Genomic DNA, 21983 nt, shown 5'->3' with positions numbered 1-21983 from the left:
CACATAAATGGGAACAATATTTTTAATATCAAGGGGCAAAATAAATTATTTTTTCTTAAATCTTGATTATAGAGCTCTCTACACTTATTATTGCCGCCTTTTTTATTATAAGAATTACTTTATAGGATCTTTATGGAACAAACTAAATTAGCAAACCCTGGTCCTCTCGGCTTAATGGGTTTTGGTATGACTACAATTTTATTAAATATTCATAACGCAGGTTTTTTTCCTGTCATGACGGCCATTGTGTCAATGGGTATTTTTTATGGAGGACTGGCACAGGTGATCGCTGGAATTTTAGAATTTCGTAAAGGTAATACTTTTGGTACTACAGCGTTTACTTCATATGGTTTCTTTTGGATCGCTCTTGTTGGTATTTGGTATTTACCGACATCACCAGCAACAGCACCAACTGATGCAACTTTTGTGGGTATCTTCCTGGCATTATGGGGAATTTTTACCGCATTTATGTTTATCGGTACTTTAAAAGGTAATCGAGTATTACAATTTGTTTTTGCAAGTTTAACTGTTTTATTTGCTTTATTAGCAATTGGTAACATTTGTGGTAACCATGACATCATTCATATTGCCGGTTTTGAGGGTATTATTTGCGGTGCCAGTGCTATTTATTTAGCGATGGCTGAAGTGCTAAATGAACAATATGGACGTACAATTTTACCAGTTGGTGCAAAATCTCAGCATTGATAAGAACATCACATCTACTAACAAAATTGGTAGATGTGATTTTTTTGAAAAGGAAAATAAAAAATCTAGCTTTTAATTTTTATTTGAATTTATCAATGATTTACATACATTTAAAAGAGACTGGGTATGTTTATTTATTGTTTCTTCAGATAAATTATTATCTTTTGAGCTAAAAGCGTTATTTATCATAATTTTACCACTGTTATCCATTGTTCCCGATGTCATCATAATGTAATTTGGAAATTGAATGTCCATTGTTCCTTGTTTAAAAACAATATTTTCTAAATGAATGTTTGACCCTTCAGGTTTTAAATAAATCAATTCATCACCATTTCCAATGCTATCAATAAATATGAATTTTTTATTTTTCAATTGTTTTGCATAGCTTTCCAGCATCTTTAGGCCATATTGTCCATTATTACCATCATCATATAAAACAAAAGCAATCTTCTTCTTTTCTTTTTTATCTAATTTATTAATTAAATTGATAATTGTAATAATACTTGAAGAGTTACAAACAAAATTCTTTTGATTCGGAATGCCACTTTTGTATTTCAAAATAATAAAAAATAATAAAATAGTCGAAACAATAGACGATATGCCGGGAATACTAAAAAAACCCTGCGACTGAATTTTTGGTATGAACACCCAGTAATTTAATACCAATGAGGTGATGAATAAGAAAATAATTGGCGAAATACTTATAAAATAGCCTAATTTACTAAAGTGAGGCGTGAATGCATATTTTTTATTAAAATTAAAATTTTTAATACCAGTATCATAATAGGTACAAATGATTAATTCAGCTTGATCTAAATTACCAATATAAGCGTTGTAATAATTTTCATACCGTCTTGTTGCTAACTTTAATTTTGCTAATTTAGCATCAACTATATAGCCCAATTGAGTAAGTTCTTTAGATATCACTCTTAAAAAAGTGATTTTTTCTTTAGACGTAAATCTTTTGCCAAAAATGACACAGTATCTTAGTACAAGGTCTTTAAATTTATCCATTTTTAATAATTATTTAAATTTAGAAGAACTGTTAGTGCGATATTAGTCACACTAACAGCGAAACAAATAGATAATATTAAAATAATAATTATCAAATAATATTATCTATAGAAGATGTTAGTTTAATCAATAATCATCTTCATTTTGAGATTTGGAAAAATTAGCCATATTGCCAATCGCTTCTTGGATATTCTCATGTCCAGTTTCAACACACTCTTTTGCCAAATCAAGTAGTGGTAATGAATCTCTATTACATACAGCATTAATTACCATTGGCAAATTCATACCGGTAATGACGCGGACATTCATACCTAATTTTTCCCATTCTGGCAAACATCGCATTGATGCGTTATAAGGCGAGGCACCCAATAAATCAACAAAAATTAAGACACCTTGCCCTGAGTCTAGAGATTTTGAACAATCAAATAAATTATCTTTTAATTGTTCAATATCTTGTCCTGGATTGAGTGATAGCGATTCAAATTTATCTTGTTCTCCAACAATCATTGATACACTATCTTTAATCCCTTCAGCCATTTTGCCATGACTAACTAATAAAACACCTATCATATTTTCGATACCTATATTATTCAAACATCTTAATCGCTTCGTTTAATGTGACTTTTTTCAACGAAGGCGTCGCTTGAAAATAGATATCCATATTAGGGAAGCTGTTTTGTAAATCGATTAGTAAATCAAGTTGTTCTTTATTAATCGATACTTCTTTAATTATTGAAGTTGCTCCAGGTACTAGCGGTAAACCTCCAATATTAAGATTAGTTATTGGCACACCCGCTTTAATGATTTTATATATAACTTCTATATTTTTTGTTATCAAAATAACATTAAAATCATCATACTGGCGATCATTCCAATATCTTACCGCGCCATCTTCTTTTAATACTCTTATTTTGTGTCCTGTACTTGCCCCAGCACCTAATATAATATTTTTAGTAAATTCATCATTTGCTGAGTAATCATCGGCTACAAATAACGCATTTGCTCCAGCTGCTTTAGAGACATTAGTTGCAACTTGACCATGAATAAGGCGGCTATCTACACGCGCTAACACTACTTTTCCCATAATTTAACCTCTATATTTTTTTTAATTTTATAAAATTCCAATGGCTGCTAATACACCAAGTATTATTGTTAATCCAACTAATGCTTGAGTTACTTTTAACCCTTTCTTAGAAAAATAGAAATATAATCCCATCACGACCATAAGAGGCAATACACCCGGTAGGATTTTATCCAACGTATCTTGGATGACAAATTCTTTACCGGATAAATTGAATTTCAAACTTGATGATACTTTTATGTAGTTAGCAGCTAAAATACCCATCATGAATAGACCTAGAATGGATAAGCCCTCAATGACCATTTGCATTTTATTACCAACCACTTCAGTAGCTGCATTTCTACCCAATTTGAATCCTAACTGAGCAAAATAGTACCCAACAAAAAGTTGATAGATAACAAATGCAATGAAAGGAAATAAAGCACCAATTGCTAGGCCTTCTTGAGCCCAAGGAAGCGCAATTGCAATAAAGATATATTGCACTGTTCCAGAGTCGATTGCGTCACCTATTCCGGCTAAAGCCCCCATTAAACCAGCTTTTGTATTATAGAGAACGTCGTTATCAATGCTGATCGGTTTCTTTTGATAAACTTCATCTGCTCTTACAGCTTCTAGTGACGCCATAATTCCTGAAATTGTTCCGCCACCCCAGGTTAATTGAGTGTTAAAGAACAATAAGTGTCTTTGATAAGCTGCTGAAAGCTCACTTTTTGATTTATATAATTTTTTGAGAATTGGCATCAATCCCCACATTAAAGAAGCGGCTAGATAGCGGTCAAATGAGTGTGGGATTTCATTTGCATAATACCAACGTAACCATGCAATAGTGATATCTTTTTTAGTTATTGCTTCTGGTTTGAGATCAATACTTTCTTGTACGATTTCAGTCATTATAAATTCCTCTTTTTAATTTATTAATCAATTAAAGATTAATAATCGTCATCATCTACTTGATTATTTGAATTACTTCTAGGTTGCTCAGCCGCAGAATTAACCGCTTCATTCTTTGCAAGGACAAAGATAAACGCAACAATAGCGCCGACAATTGCGTAGGTAACCATTGTGATATTCAGTGGTTTTGCAATTACGGCCATGAAGTAAGCTAATAAGAAGAAAATGATGTAATTTTTCTTACCGATAACATAAATAGTTAGCGCAATACCTACTGCAGCAAGACCACCACCAATTACATTAAGGACATGGAAAACAAGTCCACCAGCATTGGATTTAATGATATCTGCAATTATTGGCGCACCAAAATAGAGTGCGACAAACATAAATGGTAAAAAGAGTGCGACACTACAAATGATTGGTAAGATAATAATTGATAAAGTTAATCCCGAACTGTTAGCTTCGTCAGCATATCGTTCAGTTAATTTCATAATCATTGTATTGAGGAAAAATCTTAATTGGTATAAATACGATCCTAACAAACCAACAGGTACGGCTACCGCCACCGCTGCTGCTGGTTGCATATCGCCGAGTAATGCGACAGGTACAGCGACAGCTGTTGCAATTGCGGGTTCTGATGGCATTTGTCCGCCAGGAGAAAACACACCCATATAAATTAACTGTATTGCTGCGGTTATTATCATCGCGTTTGAAATATCATTAAAGACTATTCCAACAATTAACCCCGTCATCATCGGTGAGAATCTGAGTGTTAATGTTGCTCCACCCAGCCCCCGAGACATTACCATTGCAACCCATATTGAAATAATGGTTGCTTGAAGAAACGTTACATGCATTTCTTGCATATATAAACTCCTCGATTTTTTTATAATATTTAAAAAATTTTAAGAAACAATTGATTGTAATTCTTGCTTATTGACAAATTTCTCTACATCTTCGACACATTTCTCACCCATACCCTGCAAACACTCAATGGCATAAGCTGATGTATGTGGAGTAACAAGAACTTTTGGATGCTGAACTAGAGGATTGTCGTTATATGAAGGCTCGACATACATTACGTCAGTAGCATGACCCGCAACAATACCCTCATTCAATGCATGTAATAGTGCATTTTCATCAATTAGTTCAGCTCGAGCTGTATTGGTGATGTAAACGCCTTTTTTCATTAAAGAAAATTGGTGATCTTTTAAGATATGATAACTAGTTTCATTTAATGAAGCATTTAGAGAAATGATATCCGCATGTTTTAGCAAATACTCTAAATCAACAATTTCAATATTATGTTGATTAGCCCATTGTTTATTTACGTTTGGATCTACAACAAGTAAGCGCGCATTAAATCCGTGTTTAAAAATTTCTGCCACACGGCTTCCAATATTCCCACAGCCAATAACGCCAACAACTTTACCCGTAACATTGATACCCAAAAAAGAGGCTCTTTTTTTCCAATCATTTGATTTCACTGCAGCTTGTGACTGAACTGTTTGCCTAATTAATGCAAGTAAATTAGTCACTGCATTTTCGGCTACAGCATCTCGCTCCACTAGAGGCGGTACAATTGTTACAATCGTTCCATGTTCCCTTGCAGCAACAACATCAACATTATTAAAACCTATTCCATGACGAGAAATTAAAAACAAAGGGTCTTTTTTATTATCAAAAAAATCTTTGTTAAAAAAAGGTCTAACACTAGCAATAAAAATATTAAAACCTTCTAAAGCCTTTGCTAATTCCTTCCCTGGTATATCATTATCAAAAGTAAAATGCTTTACTTCACCAATTTTTTCTAATCGTTTTAAATGATCTGGAAAATATTTTCCAAAACTACTTGAGTTAATTATCGCAATTTTATAATTATCCACTCCATACTCCTAATCAATGAATGATAAACGTCACTGCTTTTTATTTAAAATGAACGTTATTCATCCTTTTTCTGACTTAAATGTGACAGGTAACATTGATTATAATTAATATGATTTAAAAAAAAGTGAATTTAGATCACATATTTAACAAATATTATAAAAATCAGCTTTGATAAGGGGATAATTATTTTCTATCAGAAAATATACTAATAATGCTGGAGGGCTTTAAGAATATAGCTTTAGGAATGTAGCATTAGCTAGTTCAAGACATAATAAAAAAGGGCAATCATGCCCTTTATAAAATTTAAGATTGCTATTTTTTATAAGCATCATTATGTACACCAACTGCTGCACGGCCTGACGGATCATTTAGATTTTTAAATGATTCATCCCATTCAATTGCTTTTGCAGTTGAACAAGCAACGGTTGGACCACCTGGTACACAGTGTGCTGCACTTTCAACAGGGAATAATTCGTCAAAAATCTCACGATACATATACGCTTCTTTTGATGTTGGCGTATTGTATGGGAAACGGAATTTTGCATTTTCTAGCTGTTGATCCGTAATTTTGCTTTCAGCAATTTCTTTTAAGGTATCGATCCAACTGTAGCCTACACCGTCAGAGAATTGTTCTTTTTGACGCCATACCACTGATGCTGGTAAGTAAGATTCAAATGCTTCACGAACAATGTGTTTTTCCATTTTACCGTTACTACCACACATTTTATCTTTCGGATTAATACGCATTGCCACATCTAAGAATTTTTTATCCAAGAAAGGTACACGCGCTTCAACGCCCCATGCAGCCATTGCTTTATTAGCACGTGCACAATCGTACATGTGTAACGCGGCTAATTTTCGGACAGTTTCTTCATGAAACTCTTTGGCATTTGGCGCTTTGTGGAAATAGAGGTAACCACCAAATACTTCATCAGCACCTTCACCTGATAGGACCATTTTGATACCCATTGCTTTAATTTTTCTTGCCATTAAATACATTGGGGTTGAGGCACGAATCGTTGTTACATCATACGTTTCGATAAAATAAATAACATCACGGATTGCATCAATACCTTCTTGAATGGTGAAGTTAATTTCGTGGTGAACAGTACCTAGATGATCAGCAACTGCTTGTGCAGCCTTGAGATCTGGGGCACCTTTTAAACCAACCGCGAATGAGTGCAATTGTGGCCACCATGCTTCTGATTTTTCATGATCTTCAACGCGACGAGCAGAAAACTTTTTAGTAATTGCTGAAATAACAGAAGAATCAAGTCCACCAGATAATAAAACGCCATAAGGAACATCTGACATAAGATGACTTTTTACAGACTCTTCTAGTGCAACACGAAGTTCATTGATATCTGTCTTATTATCTTTGACGTTATCATATTCCATCCAATCACGTTTGTAATAGGTTTTAATTTCACCTTCTGTACTTGATAAGTAACTTCCAGGAGGAAAAGCCTCAATCGTTTTACAAACCGGAACCAATGCTTTCATTTCAGACGCAACGTAAAACGTGCCGTTTTCATCATGTCCCATATACATCGGAATGATACCGATATGATCACGACCAATAAAATAGGTGCCTTTATTAATATCATAAAGAATAAACGCAAACATACCTTGTAAGTCATCAAGACAGTGTATACCTTTTTCTTGATATAAAGCTAAGATCACTTCACAGTCAGAGCCTGTTTGGAATTCATAACGATCTTTGTACTGATTTCGGAGTTCTTGATGATTATAAATTTCGCCATTAACCGCTAAAACTAATGTTTTATCTTTATTATAAAGCGGTTGAGATCCAGTATTAACATCTACAATTGATAGACGTTCATGAGCTAAAATCGCTTTATCAGAAGCAAAAATACCAGACCAATCAGGGCCACGATGACGTTGCAGGCTTGATAGCTCTAATGCTTTTGTTCGTAGCTGTTCCGGATCTGATTTAATATCAAGAATACCTAAAATCGAACACATTGAATTTCTCCATTTAAAATCGCTATAGCGATACTATTTACTAATAAAATTTATATTAAATATTATTGCAAGCAAATCACAAAAATAACAGGATACACATTATTGATTAACAATTAAAGTACAATATCGTTATACTTTTCCTATAATAAAGATTGCTTTTATTTTTTTATCCACTGCCCTTGCTGTTTGATGTATTGACCAGCAGGCGTTTTTTCTTGAGCTTTACTTCCTGCTTTGTTTTGAACTTCAACTAGTGGCACGTTACTTTCAGCTGATACTTTTTGGTACTCTTGTTTACGAGCCTGATTAATTAATTGGGCAATTTCGCTTGCATTACCTTCATTTTTTACAACGCCTAAATAACCATCGGTTTGTTCTCCAACTAAACCATTTGCTTTTGCTTGAGGTAGTGAATTAATCGCTTGATCTAAATTTAAAGCAAAAACTGGCATAGCTAATAAGATTGATAATAATGCTACTATCGCTTTTTTATTCATAACAGACTCCTTATTAAATACATCGTATTAAGATGAATTAAATATGTAAAAACGGTTGAAATTTAAATGTTTTGCTATAAAAGTCGTGTTTATGCACTCATTAATATTAATATAAACCTGATTTATTAATAATATTATCTAGCGCTTTGTCCACTTTGATATTAATTTCGTGATCAATCTTAACGTTCAAATTGATATTAATTGGTTCATTTGGTGCTTGCACTTTAACCGTTGGCGTACAACCCATTAGTACAGCACTACACACTATAATTGTAATAATAGTTTTAATCATAGAATAACCTCTTATCTATCAAGATTTCCTTTTTAAATACGCTTCAATACGTTTGCGAATAGGTTCGTTAATTTGATCGGAAAGTTGTAAACTTATTAATAGTTTTGCAATATTCTCTTCAAGATTTATATTCAAATTCACCGCTTTACCATTTTCAACATCACGGTTATTACCTTGAATATTTAGTCCTAATTTAGCAATTTCATTTTGATAACTCACCATACCCGACAACTTAGTATAATGAAAATTTTTGATTATATCAGTGAGAATTTTCATATTCGGGTTAGCTTGGGCATAATTTTTCAGTGCCGTATTTTCAAACTGTAAATATCCTTCATTAACCGTAACTAACTGGCCGTTTTTTATGACGACTTCATTAAAAGCTGTCCCTTTTTTACTGGACGGTAATAATGTTATTGGCAAAGTGCCATCAATTGCCCCATCTCCAGCTAAACCATCGGCAGGATATTTAGCCAAGATATCTTTCAATTGTATCTTTTTTAGCCTTAAATTAAATTGTTGGGGTAATTTAGCTAAATTCAATTGTCCCTGATCAAGAAAAACTGAGCCAGAAAAAATAGCGGCTTGCGCTTTCGTCCATTTCACTAACCCTTTACTCGGTGCATTTAGCGATGCTGAATAACTACCTGCTAATCTAATCTTCTCGAAATTAACACCAATATTAACTTGTTGAATAGTCAATGCGGGCGTTGAAATAGTAAATTGATTGTTATTAAATGAAATATCGATGTTGCCAACTGCGGATTTAAATTCACTCGCTTTAAATATGCCATCAAATTTATTAATTGTTAATGTTGATTTTGCATTAATTTGTTTCGATTCAAGCGAAATAGGTATTGTTACTTCAAAGGTCAGCTTTCCTACTAATGGTTTAACAATTAAGTCATCTGAAAATTTCGCTTTTTCAATATTAAAAAAAGCGTTGTCTGAACTCTTTAAAATAACTTTATCGCTAGTTAAAACCCCAGTAAATGGTAAAGTCAGATTACCTTTTTCTATTCCAAATTGATTCAAGGAAGTCGTCAAGACCCCCTCTTTGATTTCGAAGCAAGAATTTAACTGATCAAACGAAAGGTTAGCAGTTAATGTGTGTTGATTATTACTTGATAGATTAAGTTGTATTGTATTTTGCTCTTTAGTGGCCTGAACTTTCAGATTAACTAACTCTTTTTTCTGTTGATAAAATGTTAAAGAGTCGACATTGATATTATTTGGAAGCCAATAAATGATAGTCGATACAGTGGAAGAATTAGAAGAAGATTGATTGAGCTCTTGTGTATCTGTCACCTTTGGCAAGCCTGATTTATCAGTTGAATCGGACCAGTAAATATCAATACTTTTTGCCGTAAAGGTTGACAACGATAGTTTGACATTGCTCGCTTTTAACGATAATTGTGGCTGTTGTGAAATAGTTAGCTCATCAAAAGATAATCCGCCGAGGCCGATATCAATACCTTGCCAATCTATAGAAAGATTATGTTCATCCTTGAATGATAACCAATATCGCCAACCATATAAGCTTAATATCACTATTATGAGTAATATAAGAGATGGAATCCAATAACGTTTTTTTAAGCGAGCCATAATAAACTCTCAACAAGTGGATCGCCGAATAGTATCGGCGATTATTATGCTTGTTCTCTGTTAGCAATATAAGCCAATGCCTTGTCAATTCTTGCTAATGTACGTTTTTTACCAACAGCATAAACAGTTGCGTCAACAGAAGGCGATTGCCCAATTCCCGTCACTGCAACACGAAGTGGCATACCTACTTTACCCATCCCGACTTCAAGCTCGGTGGCTGTTGCCTCAATAGCATGATGAATTTTATCAATTTGCCAATCAAAATCTGAAATTGCTGCAATTTTAGCTTTGATTGCCTCTAAAGGTTCTTTTGCAACAGGTCGTAAATGTTTTTTAGCTGCATCAGCATCAAATTCATCAAAATCTTGATAGCAATAAGTACATGACTCTGCCATTTCTTTCAATGTTTTACAACGTTCACCAAATAGTTTCACTATAGTAATTAAATCAGGACCTTGTGTTAAATCATAACCTTGCTGATTCATATGCCAAACTAAATGCTGTGCAACATAATCAGCATCTAAATGATTAATATAATGATGATTTAACCAAAGTAATTTTTCAGTATTAAATGCACTGGCAGATTTACTTACTGCATCTAATGAAAAGAAATCAATCATTTCTGGTACGAAAAATATCTCTTGATCGCCATGAGACCAGCCTAGACGAACTAAATAGTTAAGCAAGGCTTCTGGCAGATAACCATCATCACGGTATTGCATCACACTCACTGCGCCATGACGTTTAGAGAGTTTTTGTCCATCGTCACCTAAAATCATTGATACATGACCATATTCAGGTAATGGTGCCCCTAGTGCTTTTAAAATATTAATTTGACGAGGCGTATTATTAATATGATCTTCACCACGAATAACATGGGTGATTTCCATATCCCAATCATCAACAACGACGCAAAAGTTATAAGTTGGAGAACCATCAGTGCGACGAATGATTAAATCATCCAGCTCTTTATTGGCAATTTCAATAGGACCACGAATTAAATCGTTAAAAATAACAACGCCATCGACCGGATTAGCAAAGCGAACAACATGTGGTTCGGTATGTGAATGCTGTTTTTGTACTTCATCACAACGACAATGACCATCATAACGCGCTTTTTCGCCTTTTGCCATTTGCTCTTCGCGCAATTTCTCTAAGCGTTCTTTTGAGCAATAGCAACGATAAGCCGTTCCATTGGCTAACATTTCGTCAATAACTTGATTATAACGATCAAAACGTTTGGTTTGGAAATATGGGCCTTCATCCCATGATAATTTTAACCAATTCATACCTTCCATAATCGCATCAATCGCCTCTGGTGTTGAACGTTCAAGGTCGGTATCTTCAATACGCAATACAAAGGCGCCATGCGCATGGCGGGTATAAAGCCACGAATAAAGCGCAGTACGTGCACCACCAACATGTAAGTAACCAGTTGGGCTTGGTGCAAAACGGGTTTTAATTTTCATGAAATAATCCTATTAATAAAGAGCCCTAAAATGTCAATTTATCACTTATGCTCTTTTTATTTAACCGCTTTCCATCAATAGGAAAGGCAATTGCAATAAGTTCAATTTAGTTGCTTATTTTAACACGTCAAAAGGTTTGAGCAAGCCGTCAGTAATAGACAAAATTAGCAACTAATTTAAGTAGTTACTCAATATAAAATCGAGTATAAAAATATAAATTATCAAAGTTATTAATGAGCTTCATCCCAATTATTACCAATACCAACATCCACTTTTAATGGTACTGAGAGTTGATAACAATTTTCCATGATAGATTTAATAGATTTACTATATTCACTAACAAGCTCTTCTTTAACCTCAAATACAAGTTCATCGTGTACTTGCATTAACATTCTGATATTCCCGTTAGGCTGGGTTTTAATCCATTCACTCATCTTGATCATAGCTGTTTTAATAATATCAGCTGCTGTACCTTGCATTGGCGCATTAATTGCTGCACGCTCAGCACCTCGTTTTTCATTAACTCTAGATGAGCTAATTTTTGGTAAATATAATCGTCTTCCTGATAAGGTTTCAACGTAGCCTTGCTCGGATGCTTGTTGACGAATTCTGTCCATATACACTTGTACACCAGGATAACGTTCAAAATAACGATCAATATAGAATTTTGCTTCTTTACGAGGAATATTAATTTGTTTAGATAACCCAAAAGCACTCATGCCATAAATTAATCCGAAATTTACAGCTTTAGCTCTTCTTCGCTCTTCTGCGGTAACTTCTGGCTCTGGTTTACTTAGAATTTCACTCGCTGTCACCCGATGAATGTCTTTATCATTAGCAAAAGCATTTAGCAAACTTTTATCCTGCGATAAATGCGCCATAATACGTAGCTCAATTTGCGAATAATCAGCTGAAATAATTTTATAACCTTTTGGGGCGATAAATGCTTGACGAATACGGCGACCTTCCTCGGTTCGAACAGGAATATTTTGTAAATTAGGGTCGTTTGATGATAATCGTCCTGTTACAGTACCAATTTGGTTATAATTGGTATGAATTCGGTGATCAATTGGACTAATCATCAACGGTAGTTTATCGGTATAAGTATTTTTTAATTTGGCTAACCCTCGGTAATATAAAATTTTACGAGGTAATACATATGTATTTGCTAATTCATTTAATACTTCTTCACTTGTTGAAGGATCACCTTTAGGCGTTTTTTTGAGTACGGGTAATTGGTGTTTATCAAATAAAATTGCTTGAATTTGTTTTGGTGAACCCGGATTAAATTTTTCACCCGCAAGGAATTGTAACTCTTCTTCAGTATCCTTTAATATTTTGCTAAGTTCTTTTGAATACGCTTTTAATTGTTCAGCATCAACAAGAACCCCTGTTCTTTCCATGTCAGCTAAAATAATTGCTAGCGGCATTTCAATGTCTGAAAATAACTTAGTCAGTTTTTCATTTTTTTCTAGCTGTGGCCATAATTTTTGATGTAATTGAAGAGTAATATCCGCATCTTCTGCTGCATATTGGGTTGTTTTTTCAACATCAATAGTATCGATACTTGATTGCTTTCTACCAACTTTAGTTAATTCATCATAAGTAATTGTTTTATATTTCAAATAGCGTTTTGCCATACTATCCATGTCATGTCGTTGAGTGCTATTTAATACATAGGACTCTAACATGGTGTCATAAGCAATACCCTGCACTTGAATGCCATAGTTCGCCAATACACTGTAATCAAATTTGGCATTTTGGACGATTTTTTTAATTTGAGGATTCTCTAATATTGGTTTTAATTTTGCCAATACATCATTAAGCGGTAACTGCTCTGGAACACCTAGGTATTGATGAGCTAGAGGAATATAAGCAGCTTGATGTGGAGTAACACTTAGCGATATCCCAACAAGCCTAGCATGGAAATGATCGACATTATCCGTTTCCGTATCAAATGCAAAGGCTTCACAACTAGTTAATTTTGCAATCCATTCATCTAATTGTGTATTGGTTAAAATACATTGATAATCCTTTTCGTGTACTTCAGTCTCTAGCTCCTCTTGGTCAATCGAGGACAATTCCCCTTCAATTTCGACAGGAATTTGACTTTGCTGATTTAAAAAGTTACCCGTGATTAATTCTTTTTGCCAACGGTGGAAATCATAATAAGCAAACAATTCAACTAATTTAGTTGTATCGATATCACCTATAAGCAATTGTTCCGTCGTAAAATCTAATGGAACATCCGTTTTAATTGTCGCCAATAAATAACAAAGGTCAGCTTCTTTCTTATGATCAGCCAATTTACTTTTCAATGATTTAGCACCACGAATAGGCAATTTTTGAATTTCATCCAAATGGCTATAAATATCATTTAAACTTTCAAAATGCGTTAATAAATTTAGTGCCGTTTTTTCACCAATTCCCGGAACACCAGGAATATTATCAGACGTATCACCTCTTAGTGCTAAATAATCAATCATTTTTTCTGGTGGAACACCAAATTTTTTCATAACACCTTCTGGGTCAAGAATTGTGTTATTCATGGTATTTATTAGTGTGATTTTATCACTGACTAATTGTGCCATATCTTTGTCACCAGTACTGATTAGTACCTCAAGATTTTCTTTTTCCGCTTGTCTAGCCAATGTGCCTATCACATCATCAGCCTCAACTCCATCTACGCAAAGCAGTGGTAATCCCATCGCTTTTAAAATAGTATGAATTGGTTCGATTTGAGGTCGTAAATTTTCAGGCATTTCTTCACGAGTAGCTTTATATTCGCTATAAAGTTCATTACGGAAAGATCCGCCACTTGCATCAAAAACGACAGCAATATGAGTTGGATCATATTGATTTATTAGACTGCGTATCATATTGACCACACCAAAAATAGCCCCAGTAGGTTCACCTTTGGAATTAGTTAATGGAGGGCATGCAAAAAAAGCACGATAAAGATAAGAAGAGCCATCAATCAAAATAATTGGCGTATTATTTGGCATTAATAGTTACCCAAATGTTATTTAATACAGTTATTATTAGTATAACCTAATTAGTAACAATATTCTTGTGAGTACCGATAATATAGTGTAAAAATATTCGAGATCGCATCGATCTTTAAGTCAAATTGATTAATTAAAAATACTGTATATCCCTATATCACTATTATATAATACTGATATCTATTTTCGTCTGAGTATCAAATAAATGACAGAATTAAGTCCTGCAGCACAAGAGGTCAAAAAAGCACTAGCAGCTAAAAATCTTGAAACCCCATCATGTCGTTTACCTATGGACAATAGCGAAAGGAAAGCAAAAATAGAAGCACATTTTCGAGAAATCATGAAACTTATGGAACTCGATTTAAGTGATGATAGTCTTGCTGAAACTCCGCACCGCGTTGCAAAAATGTATGTTGATGAGATCTTTTCCGGACTTAACTATCATAACTTTCCCAAAATCACCCTGATTGAAAACAAAATGCAGGTTGATGAAATGATTACCGTTCGTGATATTACTTTAACCAGTGTTTGTGAGCACCATTTTGTGACCATTGACGGTAAAGCCACCGTTTCTTATATCCCAAAAGATAAAGTGATTGGTTTATCAAAAATCAATCGGATTGTTGAATTCTTTTCCCAGCGCCCGCAAGTGCAAGAAAGATTAACCCAACAAATTTTGGTGGCACTACAGACGCTATTAGGAACAGTTAATGTTGCTGTTTCAATTGATGCTACTCACTATTGTGTTAAAGCTCGAGGTATTAAAGATTCCAATAGTTTAACTACCACGACCGCATTAGGGGGAGGCTTTAAAACTAATCCAAGCACCCGACAAGAGTTTTTACGCGCATTAAATCATTAATAATAAAGGATATTGAATGAAATATTTATCACTCATGTTTATGATACTGTTTATTACAGCCTGTTCTGAACAGGAATCTAATCATAATGATAAATTTATTGGTTTTTGGGTTGAAGGTGGTCCGGATTATAAACATACGGCGTCGATCGCCAATCTTGTTGAAATAAGTAAACAAGGAGACAATTACTTTATCAATGAAAACTACGTTTATGGTAATGGTCAAACCATTGCGATGCGAAAACTCACAAAATCACAAGACAATTTCGACGGACTGGCTTATCCATCAGAAAGAAATTTTGGTTTAGAAAACAAAGTGACTATGGATGATGATACAAAAATCGGTATATTTAATACCCATTTCTTTCGAATTTCAAAAGAAGAAGCAGAGCACATTAAACGCGATGTAAAAGAGTGCGAAGAGATAGAAAAAAACCGTTTTTTTATTCCTAATGAGCAACAAGCTGAATATAAAAAACGGGCAAAAGAACTGGCTTATTGTCGGATTTTTTGGTAACAATCCAAATTCACGCCAATCTAAATTCAGTGGATTTTTGTGACAGTCGTATGGGAATTGATTATTCATCAAAATCCCAAAATCAAATACAACCGAAAATCAACTTTATATTACGTGCATCTTTAAGAAAGATTGGTATAATTCACAGCTATTTTAGTTAAAACATCACAATTAATAGCACGCTTTCATGAAGATCATTCGCGGTATTGATAATTTAAACAATCAATTTACTCAATGTGTACTTACATTGGGCAACTTTGATGGCGTGCATTTAGGACACCAACAATTAATTAACCATTTAATAAAACAAAGTAAGAAATTAAACTTACCAACAGTGGTTATGTTATTTGAGCCTCAACCTTTAGAGTTTTTTTGCAAACAAAATGCTCCCGCTAGGTTAACGTCTTTTAAAGAAAAAGTGGAATTAATTAAAAAATTGGGTATCGACTATATTATTGCGGTGCCATTTACCCAAACCTTTGCCAATATGTTAGCCCCAGATTTTATTCAAGATTGGTTGATAAACAAATTACAAGCTAAATATATTGTTATTGGCGATGATTTCCGATTTGGTCGTGAGCGTAAAGGTGATATTAATCTTTTACAACAATATACTCATAACAATCAATTTGTAGTTGAGAGTATGCCCACGTTTGTTTGGAATGATTTAAGGATCAGCAGTACAGCTGTTCGTGAGGCGTTATTTAATAGTGATTTTAAATTGGCTCATTGCCTTTTAGGCCGTAATTATGCCATTGAAGGGAAAGTGGTTCATGGCAATGCGTTAGCCAGACAATTAGGATTTCCGACAGCCAATATTCATTTAAATCGAAAAAAAACCGCTTTACAAGGCGTCTATTTTGTAAAAGTCAAAAACTGTTGTAGTAATCAGCATTATCATGGCATTGCCAATATCGGTATAAGACCAACCATTGAAGGCAAAAAGGCTATTTTAGAGGTTAATCTATTTGACTTTTCAGGTGATATTTATGGACAATATTTAGACGTTATATTCGTTCATAAGTTACGCGACGAGAAAAAATTTGATTCGCTAACCGATTTAAAACAACAAATTGCACAAGATGTTTGCACTGCGAAACAGATCAGTGCAAAATTAACCAATTAAAAAGTAGTTTCAACAAAAATTAACTGGAATAAATCAGCATGACAGACTATAAAAACACATTGAATTTACCGGAAACCGGATTCCCTATGCGAGGTGATCTTGCTAAACGTGAACCGGCGATGTTGCAAAATTGGTACGATAAAGAACTTTATCGCAAAATCCGTCAAGGCAAAAAAGGCAAAAAAGCTTTTATTCTGCATGATGGCCCTCCTTATGCAAACGGAAAACTTCATATTGGTCATGCCGTTAATAAAATAATTAAAGACATTATTATCAAATCAAAAGGCTTAAGTGGTTATGACTCCCCATATATTCCAGGATGGGATTGTCATGGTTTGCCGATTGAGCAAAAAGTCGAGGAGCAAGTCGGTAAACCAGGTGTAAAAGTAACACCAGCTGAGTTTCGCCAAATTTGTCGCGATTATGCTGCCTCACAAGTTGAACTACAAAAAGCTGATTTTATTCGCATGGGTGTGCTTGGGGATTGGCAAAATCCATACCGTACAATGGACTATGATACTGAAGCGAATATTATTCGTGCTTTAGGTAGAGTGATTCAAAATGGGCATTTAGTCAAAGGTGCTAAACCAGTTTATTGGTGTACAGATTGTATGTCAGCTTTAGCGGAAGCTGAAGTCGAATATTATGATAAATCATCGCCCGCAATAGATGTAAAATTCAAAGCCGTAGATAACCAAGCTGTTGCAAGTAAATTTGGTGTTAATACCGACCTAACTATTTATGCCGTGATTTGGACGACAACACCTTGGACATTACCTGCCAGCCGAGGTATTGCCTTAAATGCTGAATTTGAGTATCAACTAGTACAAATAAACGATAAAGAATGCTTAATTTTAGCCGCTGATCTGGTCGAATCAGTCATGAAACGTGCCGAAATTTCAGAATGGAAAGTACTTGGCAGCTGTAAAGGTGATGCGCTTGAGCTATTACGCTTTAAACATCCTTTCCTTGAGTTTGATGAACCAATTGTACTTGGTGAACATGTGACAGTTGACGCAGGTACAGGTGCAGTGCACACGGCGCCTGGTCACGGTGTTGAAGACTTTTTAGTTGGTCAAAAATATGGGCTTGAAGTTGCTAACCCAGTTGGTGGCAATGGCTGTTATTTACCTGGAACAGGTGTTGGTTTAGATGGTTTATTTGTTTTCAAAGCTAATAAAGTGGTAGTTGAACTATTAAAAGAACGCAATGCTTTACTACACTTTGAAAACATTGAACATAGCTATCCTTGTTGCTGGCGACATAAAACGCCTGTTATCTACCGTGCAACACCACAATGGTTTATCAGTATGGATAAACAAGGTTTACGTGCTCAATCACTAAAAGAGATCAAACAAGTTCGTTGGATTCCAGATTGGGGACAAGCTCGAATTGAAACTATGGTAGCGAACCGTCCTGATTGGTGTATTTCACGTCAACGCACATGGGGCGTGCCTATGACGCTATTTGTGCATAAAGAAACTGAAGAGTTACATCCAGACACACTACAACTAGTTGAGAAAGTGGCTAAATTGGTTGAACAAAACGGTATTCAAGCATGGTGGGGTGCCGATATTAAAGATTTATTAGGTCCTGATGCTGATGATTATCGTAAAGTGCCCGATACACTAGATGTATGGTTTGATTCAGGCTCAACATTCTACTCAGTGGTTGGCGTGCGTCCTGAATTTGCAGGACACGAAGCTGATATGTACTTAGAAGGTTCAGATCAGCATCGTGGTTGGTTTATGTCTTCATTAATGCTATCAACGGCAATTGATAACAAAGCACCGTATAAACAAGTATTAACTCACGGTTTTGTGGTCGATGGACAAGGACGTAAGATGTCTAAATCACTTGGTAACATTGTGACCCCACAAGAAGTGATGAATAAACTTGGGGCAGATATTTTACGTTTGTGGATTGCATCGACTGATTATTCAGGCGAAATGAGTTATTCAGATGAAATCATTAAACGTGCAGCCGATAGCTACCGTCGTATTCGTAATACCGCACGCTTCTTACTGGCTAACTTAAATGGTTTCGATCCAGCTAAAGATATGGTTAAACCAGAAGATATGGTAGTACTTGATCGTTGGGCTGTCAGTATAGCTAAAGAAGCTCAAGAGCAAATCATTCAAGCTTATGAAAACTACGATTTCCATAGAGTCGTACAACGTATTATGCAATTTTGCTCAATCGAAATGGGCTCATTCTATTTAGATATTATCAAAGATCGTCAATATACTGCAAAAAGCGATAGTGTTGCGCGCCATAGTTGTCAAACTGCGTTATATCATATCGCTCAAGCGATGGTTCGTTGGATTGCACCAGTTTTATCATTCACTGCTGATGAAATTTGGCAATATCTACCTGCTTCTGAAAAATCTGAATTTGTATTTGAAGATGAATGGTATACCTTGCTATTTACCTTATCAGATAGTGAAACATTAAACAGTGCTTATTGGGCTCAAATCTTAGCTATTCGAAGTGAAGTCAATAAAGTTTTAGAACAAGGCCGTAATGATAAAGTTATCGGGGGATCACTTGAAGCAGCGGTAACCCTTTATGCTAATAGCGAAATAGCAACGGCTCTCGCTAAATTAGAAAACGAATTACGCTTTGTATTACTGACTTCACAAGCGACGGTGAAACCTTTAGAAAATGCACCACAACATGCGGTACAAAGTGATATTCAAGGTCTTAAAATTGAACTTGCTAAAGCACAAGGCGATAAATGTCCTCGTTGCTGGCATTTTACAGTTGATAACAACCCAACCACTCACTTATGTAAACGTTGTGAACAAAACATTCATGGTAATGGTGAAGTTAGACATTTTGCCTAAGTGATATAAAAATAAATAGGGCTATAAAAATAATTTTATAGCAATTAAGAACACTTACCGCCGACGATTGTCGGCGGTATTATAATAATGAGCATAAATTATATGAAAAAAGATAACGGACTTCTCTGGTTATTATTTGCGGTTGTAGTTTTTATTATCGATATCGCAAGTAAATTCTGGATTATAAATAATTTTTACTTATTTGAATCTGTAAATCTTTTACCCTTCTTCTCTATCACCTATGTACATAATATTGGCGCAGCTTTCAGTATTTTTGAAGGTCAACGATGGATACTTGCTGCCGTAGCTTTTGCTGTTAGTGTCGTAATTGTTTATATGTTATATCGCAGTAACCATAAGCAAAAATTAGAAAATTTTTCATTAGCATTAATTTTAGGTGGTGCATTAGGAAACCTATTTGACCGTCTTTACCATGGATTTGTTGTCGACTTTCTAGATGTCAATTTTGGTGATTGGCACTACCCAACTTTTAATATTGCTGATTGTGCGATTTGTTTAGGTATTGGATTTTACATCCTAAGCAATTATGCTAAAAAGACTGACTAATATGCAGATTATACTCGCTAATCCTCGTGGCTTTTGTGCTGGAGTAGATCGAGCTATTACTATCGTTGAACGCGCGCTTGAGCTATTTGGTGCTCCTGTTTATGTTCGCCATGAAGTTGTACATAATCGCTACGTAGTTAACCGTCTTAAAGAACTTGGCGCAATATTTATCGAAGATCTCAATGATGTCCCAGACGATAGTATCCTTATTTTTTCTGCCCATGGGGTATCTAAAACAGTTCGTGATGAGGCCAAACGTCGTCAGCTACGAATATTCGATGCAACATGCCCTTTAGTAACTAAAGTTCATATGGAAGTCGCCAGAGCAAGCTATCGAGGTGAAGAGGTTATTCTTATTGGTCATGCTGGCCATATTGAAGTAGATGGCACGATGGGACAATATAGTAATCCAGCAGGTGGAATCTATTTAGTCGAATCAATTAAAGATGTACAAAACTTGCAAGTAAAAAATGACAATCATCTCTGTTTTACAACACAAACAACCTTATCGGTTGATGATACCGCAGAAATCATTGAAGCGTTAAAAAATCGATTTCCCAATATTCGTAGCCCTCGTAAAAACGATATTTGTTATGCCACAACTAACCGCCAACAAGCAGTTAAGCAGTTATCATCTCAAGCCGATATTGTCTTAGTGGTTGGATCTAAAAATTCATCAAACTCCAGTCGATTAGCAGAGCTTGCAAGACGAAACAGCAAAAATGCCTACTTAATCGACTACGCCTCAGACATCAATCTTAAATGGCTAGAAAATGCTCAAACTATTGGTGTCACCGCTGGCGCTTCTGCCCCAGAAATTTTAGTTAAACAAGTTATTGAGCATCTAAAAAGTTTAGGTTGCACATCAATGATTGAAACCGAAGGTATTTCAGAAAATATTACTTTTGAAATTCCCAAAGAGTTACGTATAGAAGTTAAAACAACTGATTAAGAAGCATGTGTTAGTTGCTTAAATTTTTCTAATAACTCTTCTTGGGTTTCGACATGCTCTGGATCAGCAATAATCGCATTTTGAATTGGACAGACGCGTTGACAGGTAGAATGATCATAATAACCGACACACTCAGTGCATTTATTTGGATCAATTTCATAAGTATCGAACCCCATTGAAATGGCCTCATTTGGACATTCAGGTTCACACATATCACAATTAATACACTTATCAGTTATTTTTAACGCCATTGCTACAATATCTTTAACGAATAAAAAATTTGCGCCATTATAACGCAATCCTAAATAAATCCTAATACGGATCTACATTTACATTGAGTATTGACAAAACTTTTGCAAAAAATTTTGAGGAACGGGGTTTTTGAAGGTCTAAAATTGCATAAATTTGGAAATTAACGCCTAATGCATATCAAAATAAGTGTTCCTAATCAGATTATCCACCTAAATAGTTATTGGAATTTTAGAATTATTTTAGAAACTTATCAGCTTGACGCGAAAATAGTTTTATTAGTAAATTGAACAAAGGAACGGCTCAAAGCTTCACTAATTTTCATTAGTAAGTTAATTAGGAATTGCTTACTTCTTTTGTGCAATAAACAGGTATTCCTATGTATGATTATCTAATGATATTTATAATTAAATTTTTAAGTACATATTGAAAGAA

General features: G+C 34.8%; 20 protein-coding genes. 7 read left to right on the top strand and 13 right to left on the bottom strand.

The window, feature by feature from the left end:
• Positions 1-132: 132 nt before the first annotated feature.
• Positions 133-705: an acetate uptake transporter gene (gene satP, locus J3T98_RS07945; RefSeq protein WP_065733562.1), complete on the top strand. Its 573-nt coding sequence runs from the start codon at positions 133-135 to the stop codon at positions 703-705.
• A gap of 72 nt (positions 706-777) precedes the next feature.
• On the opposite strand, the gene J3T98_RS07940 is transcribed toward satP, so the two are convergent.
• The 12 genes from J3T98_RS07940 to polA form a co-directional block, all read right to left on the bottom strand.
• Entirely contained in the window at positions 778-1719 is a 942-nt protein-coding gene (locus tag J3T98_RS07940) for a hypothetical protein (RefSeq protein WP_267362575.1), read from the bottom strand.
• A gap of 126 nt (positions 1720-1845) precedes the next feature.
• On the bottom strand, positions 1846-2289 hold the full coding sequence (locus J3T98_RS07935; RefSeq protein WP_267362573.1) for a PTS sugar transporter subunit IIA: 444 nt from the start codon (positions 2287-2289) through the stop codon (positions 1846-1848).
• A gap of 16 nt (positions 2290-2305) precedes the next feature.
• Complete coding sequence (locus tag J3T98_RS07930) at positions 2306-2803, bottom strand: PTS system mannose/fructose/N-acetylgalactosamine-transporter subunit IIB (RefSeq protein ID WP_267362572.1); 498 nt, start codon at positions 2801-2803, stop codon at positions 2306-2308.
• Positions 2804-2830: 27 nt separating this feature from the next.
• On the bottom strand, positions 2831-3691 hold the full coding sequence (locus J3T98_RS07925; protein WP_065563815.1) for a PTS system mannose/fructose/sorbose family transporter subunit IID: 861 nt from the start codon (positions 3689-3691) through the stop codon (positions 2831-2833).
• 38 nt (positions 3692-3729) lie between these two features.
• On the bottom strand, positions 3730-4548 hold the full coding sequence (locus J3T98_RS07920) for a PTS mannose/fructose/sorbose/N-acetylgalactosamine transporter subunit IIC (protein WP_416380420.1): 819 nt from the start codon (positions 4546-4548) through the stop codon (positions 3730-3732).
• Between the two features lie 48 nt (positions 4549-4596).
• A complete protein-coding gene (locus tag J3T98_RS07915; RefSeq protein WP_065733558.1) occupies positions 4597-5577 on the bottom strand; it encodes a D-isomer specific 2-hydroxyacid dehydrogenase family protein in 981 nt (326 codons plus the stop codon).
• 313 nt (positions 5578-5890) lie between these two features.
• Positions 5891-7564 carry an asparagine synthase B gene (asnB, locus tag J3T98_RS07910; protein ID WP_065563818.1) on the bottom strand — a complete coding sequence of 558 codons (1674 nt, stop codon included), beginning with the start codon at positions 7562-7564 and terminating at the stop codon, positions 5891-5893.
• Positions 7565-7722: 158 nt separating this feature from the next.
• Positions 7723-8061, bottom strand: coding sequence for a YdbL family protein (locus J3T98_RS07905; RefSeq protein ID WP_267337758.1), 339 nt, complete (start codon positions 8059-8061; stop codon positions 7723-7725).
• A gap of 106 nt (positions 8062-8167) precedes the next feature.
• The gene (locus J3T98_RS07900; RefSeq protein WP_065563820.1) at positions 8168-8353 is read right to left on the bottom strand and encodes a YnbE family lipoprotein; all 186 of its coding nucleotides are present in this window, start codon (positions 8351-8353) and stop codon (positions 8168-8170) included.
• A gap of 18 nt (positions 8354-8371) precedes the next feature.
• Positions 8372-9958: an intermembrane phospholipid transport protein YdbH family protein gene (locus tag J3T98_RS07895; protein ID WP_267362570.1), complete on the bottom strand. Its 1587-nt coding sequence runs from the start codon at positions 9956-9958 to the stop codon at positions 8372-8374.
• 44 nt (positions 9959-10002) lie between these two features.
• Positions 10003-11427 (bottom strand): glutamate--tRNA ligase, encoded by a 1425-nt coding sequence (gltX, locus tag J3T98_RS07890; protein ID WP_267362569.1) that lies wholly within the window; start codon positions 11425-11427, stop codon positions 10003-10005.
• A 230-nt stretch (positions 11428-11657) separates the two neighbouring features.
• Positions 11658-14432 carry a DNA polymerase I gene (gene polA, locus J3T98_RS07885; RefSeq protein WP_267362568.1) on the bottom strand — a complete coding sequence of 925 codons (2775 nt, stop codon included), beginning with the start codon at positions 14430-14432 and terminating at the stop codon, positions 11658-11660.
• A 205-nt stretch (positions 14433-14637) separates the two neighbouring features.
• Here polA and folE point away from each other — a divergent pair, with 205 nt between their 5' ends.
• The 6 genes from folE to ispH all read left to right on the top strand — a co-directional run bounded on the left by folE (position 14638) and on the right by ispH (position 21299).
• Positions 14638-15294 carry a GTP cyclohydrolase I FolE gene (gene folE, locus J3T98_RS07880; RefSeq protein WP_065733552.1) on the top strand — a complete coding sequence of 219 codons (657 nt, stop codon included), beginning with the start codon at positions 14638-14640 and terminating at the stop codon, positions 15292-15294.
• A 16-nt stretch (positions 15295-15310) separates the two neighbouring features.
• The gene (locus J3T98_RS07875; protein ID WP_220225363.1) at positions 15311-15808 is read left to right on the top strand and encodes a hypothetical protein; all 498 of its coding nucleotides are present in this window, start codon (positions 15311-15313) and stop codon (positions 15806-15808) included.
• A 187-nt stretch (positions 15809-15995) separates the two neighbouring features.
• Complete coding sequence (gene ribF / locus J3T98_RS07870; RefSeq protein ID WP_267354194.1) at positions 15996-16934, top strand: bifunctional riboflavin kinase/FAD synthetase; 939 nt, start codon at positions 15996-15998, stop codon at positions 16932-16934.
• 38 nt (positions 16935-16972) lie between these two features.
• The gene (ileS, locus tag J3T98_RS07865) at positions 16973-19780 is read left to right on the top strand and encodes an isoleucine--tRNA ligase (RefSeq protein WP_267362566.1); all 2808 of its coding nucleotides are present in this window, start codon (positions 16973-16975) and stop codon (positions 19778-19780) included.
• A 102-nt stretch (positions 19781-19882) separates the two neighbouring features.
• Positions 19883-20347 carry a signal peptidase II gene (gene lspA / locus J3T98_RS07860; protein ID WP_220225366.1) on the top strand — a complete coding sequence of 155 codons (465 nt, stop codon included), beginning with the start codon at positions 19883-19885 and terminating at the stop codon, positions 20345-20347.
• Position 20348: 1 nt separating this feature from the next.
• Positions 20349-21299: a 4-hydroxy-3-methylbut-2-enyl diphosphate reductase gene (ispH, locus tag J3T98_RS07855; protein WP_065563829.1), complete on the top strand. Its 951-nt coding sequence runs from the start codon at positions 20349-20351 to the stop codon at positions 21297-21299.
• Here the strand turns inward: ispH and J3T98_RS07850 are convergent.
• A complete protein-coding gene (locus tag J3T98_RS07850; RefSeq protein WP_065733593.1) occupies positions 21296-21550 on the bottom strand; it encodes a YfhL family 4Fe-4S dicluster ferredoxin in 255 nt (84 codons plus the stop codon). The two genes, ispH and J3T98_RS07850, sit on opposite strands and share 4 nt — an antisense overlap.
• Positions 21551-21983 lie beyond the last annotated feature (433 nt).

The sequence above is a fragment of the Gilliamella sp. B2772 genome (assembly GCF_026536985.1).
In the GTDB taxonomy this organism is placed as follows: domain Bacteria; phylum Pseudomonadota; class Gammaproteobacteria; order Enterobacterales; family Orbaceae; genus Gilliamella; species Gilliamella apicola_E.
Note: the sequence above shows the minus strand (reverse complement) of the source record. Positions and strands in the feature narration are given on the sequence as shown.

Excerpts from the sequence above, each read along its gene's own strand:
- satP (WP_065733562.1), top strand. The coding sequence starts at position 133 with ATGGAACAAACTAAATTAGCAAACCCTGGTCCTCTCGGCTTAATGGGT.
- J3T98_RS07940 (WP_267362575.1), bottom strand. The coding sequence starts at position 1,719 with ATGGATAAATTTAAAGACCTTGTACTAAGATACTGTGTCATTTTTGGC.
- J3T98_RS07935 (WP_267362573.1), bottom strand. The coding sequence starts at position 2,289 with ATGATAGGTGTTTTATTAGTTAGTCATGGCAAAATGGCTGAAGGGATT.
- J3T98_RS07930 (WP_267362572.1), bottom strand. The coding sequence starts at position 2,803 with ATGGGAAAAGTAGTGTTAGCGCGTGTAGATAGCCGCCTTATTCATGGT.
- J3T98_RS07925 (WP_065563815.1), bottom strand. The coding sequence starts at position 3,691 with ATGACTGAAATCGTACAAGAAAGTATTGATCTCAAACCAGAAGCAATA.
- J3T98_RS07920 (WP_416380420.1), bottom strand. The coding sequence starts at position 4,548 with ATGCATGTAACGTTTCTTCAAGCAACCATTATTTCAATATGGGTTGCA.
- asnB (WP_065563818.1), bottom strand. The coding sequence starts at position 7,564 with ATGTGTTCGATTTTAGGTATTCTTGATATTAAATCAGATCCGGAACAG.
- J3T98_RS07905 (WP_267337758.1), bottom strand. The coding sequence starts at position 8,061 with ATGAATAAAAAAGCGATAGTAGCATTATTATCAATCTTATTAGCTATG.
- J3T98_RS07900 (WP_065563820.1), bottom strand. The coding sequence starts at position 8,353 with ATGATTAAAACTATTATTACAATTATAGTGTGTAGTGCTGTACTAATG.
- J3T98_RS07895 (WP_267362570.1), bottom strand. The coding sequence starts at position 9,958 with ATGGCTCGCTTAAAAAAACGTTATTGGATTCCATCTCTTATATTACTC.
- gltX (WP_267362569.1), bottom strand. The coding sequence starts at position 11,427 with ATGAAAATTAAAACCCGTTTTGCACCAAGCCCAACTGGTTACTTACAT.
- polA (WP_267362568.1), bottom strand. The coding sequence starts at position 14,432 with ATGCCAAATAATACGCCAATTATTTTGATTGATGGCTCTTCTTATCTT.
- folE (WP_065733552.1), top strand. The coding sequence starts at position 14,638 with ATGACAGAATTAAGTCCTGCAGCACAAGAGGTCAAAAAAGCACTAGCA.
- J3T98_RS07875 (WP_220225363.1), top strand. The coding sequence starts at position 15,311 with ATGAAATATTTATCACTCATGTTTATGATACTGTTTATTACAGCCTGT.
- ribF (WP_267354194.1), top strand. The coding sequence starts at position 15,996 with ATGAAGATCATTCGCGGTATTGATAATTTAAACAATCAATTTACTCAA.
- ileS (WP_267362566.1), top strand. The coding sequence starts at position 16,973 with ATGACAGACTATAAAAACACATTGAATTTACCGGAAACCGGATTCCCT.
- lspA (WP_220225366.1), top strand. The coding sequence starts at position 19,883 with ATGAAAAAAGATAACGGACTTCTCTGGTTATTATTTGCGGTTGTAGTT.
- ispH (WP_065563829.1), top strand. The coding sequence starts at position 20,349 with ATGCAGATTATACTCGCTAATCCTCGTGGCTTTTGTGCTGGAGTAGAT.
- J3T98_RS07850 (WP_065733593.1), bottom strand. The coding sequence starts at position 21,550 with ATGGCGTTAAAAATAACTGATAAGTGTATTAATTGTGATATGTGTGAA.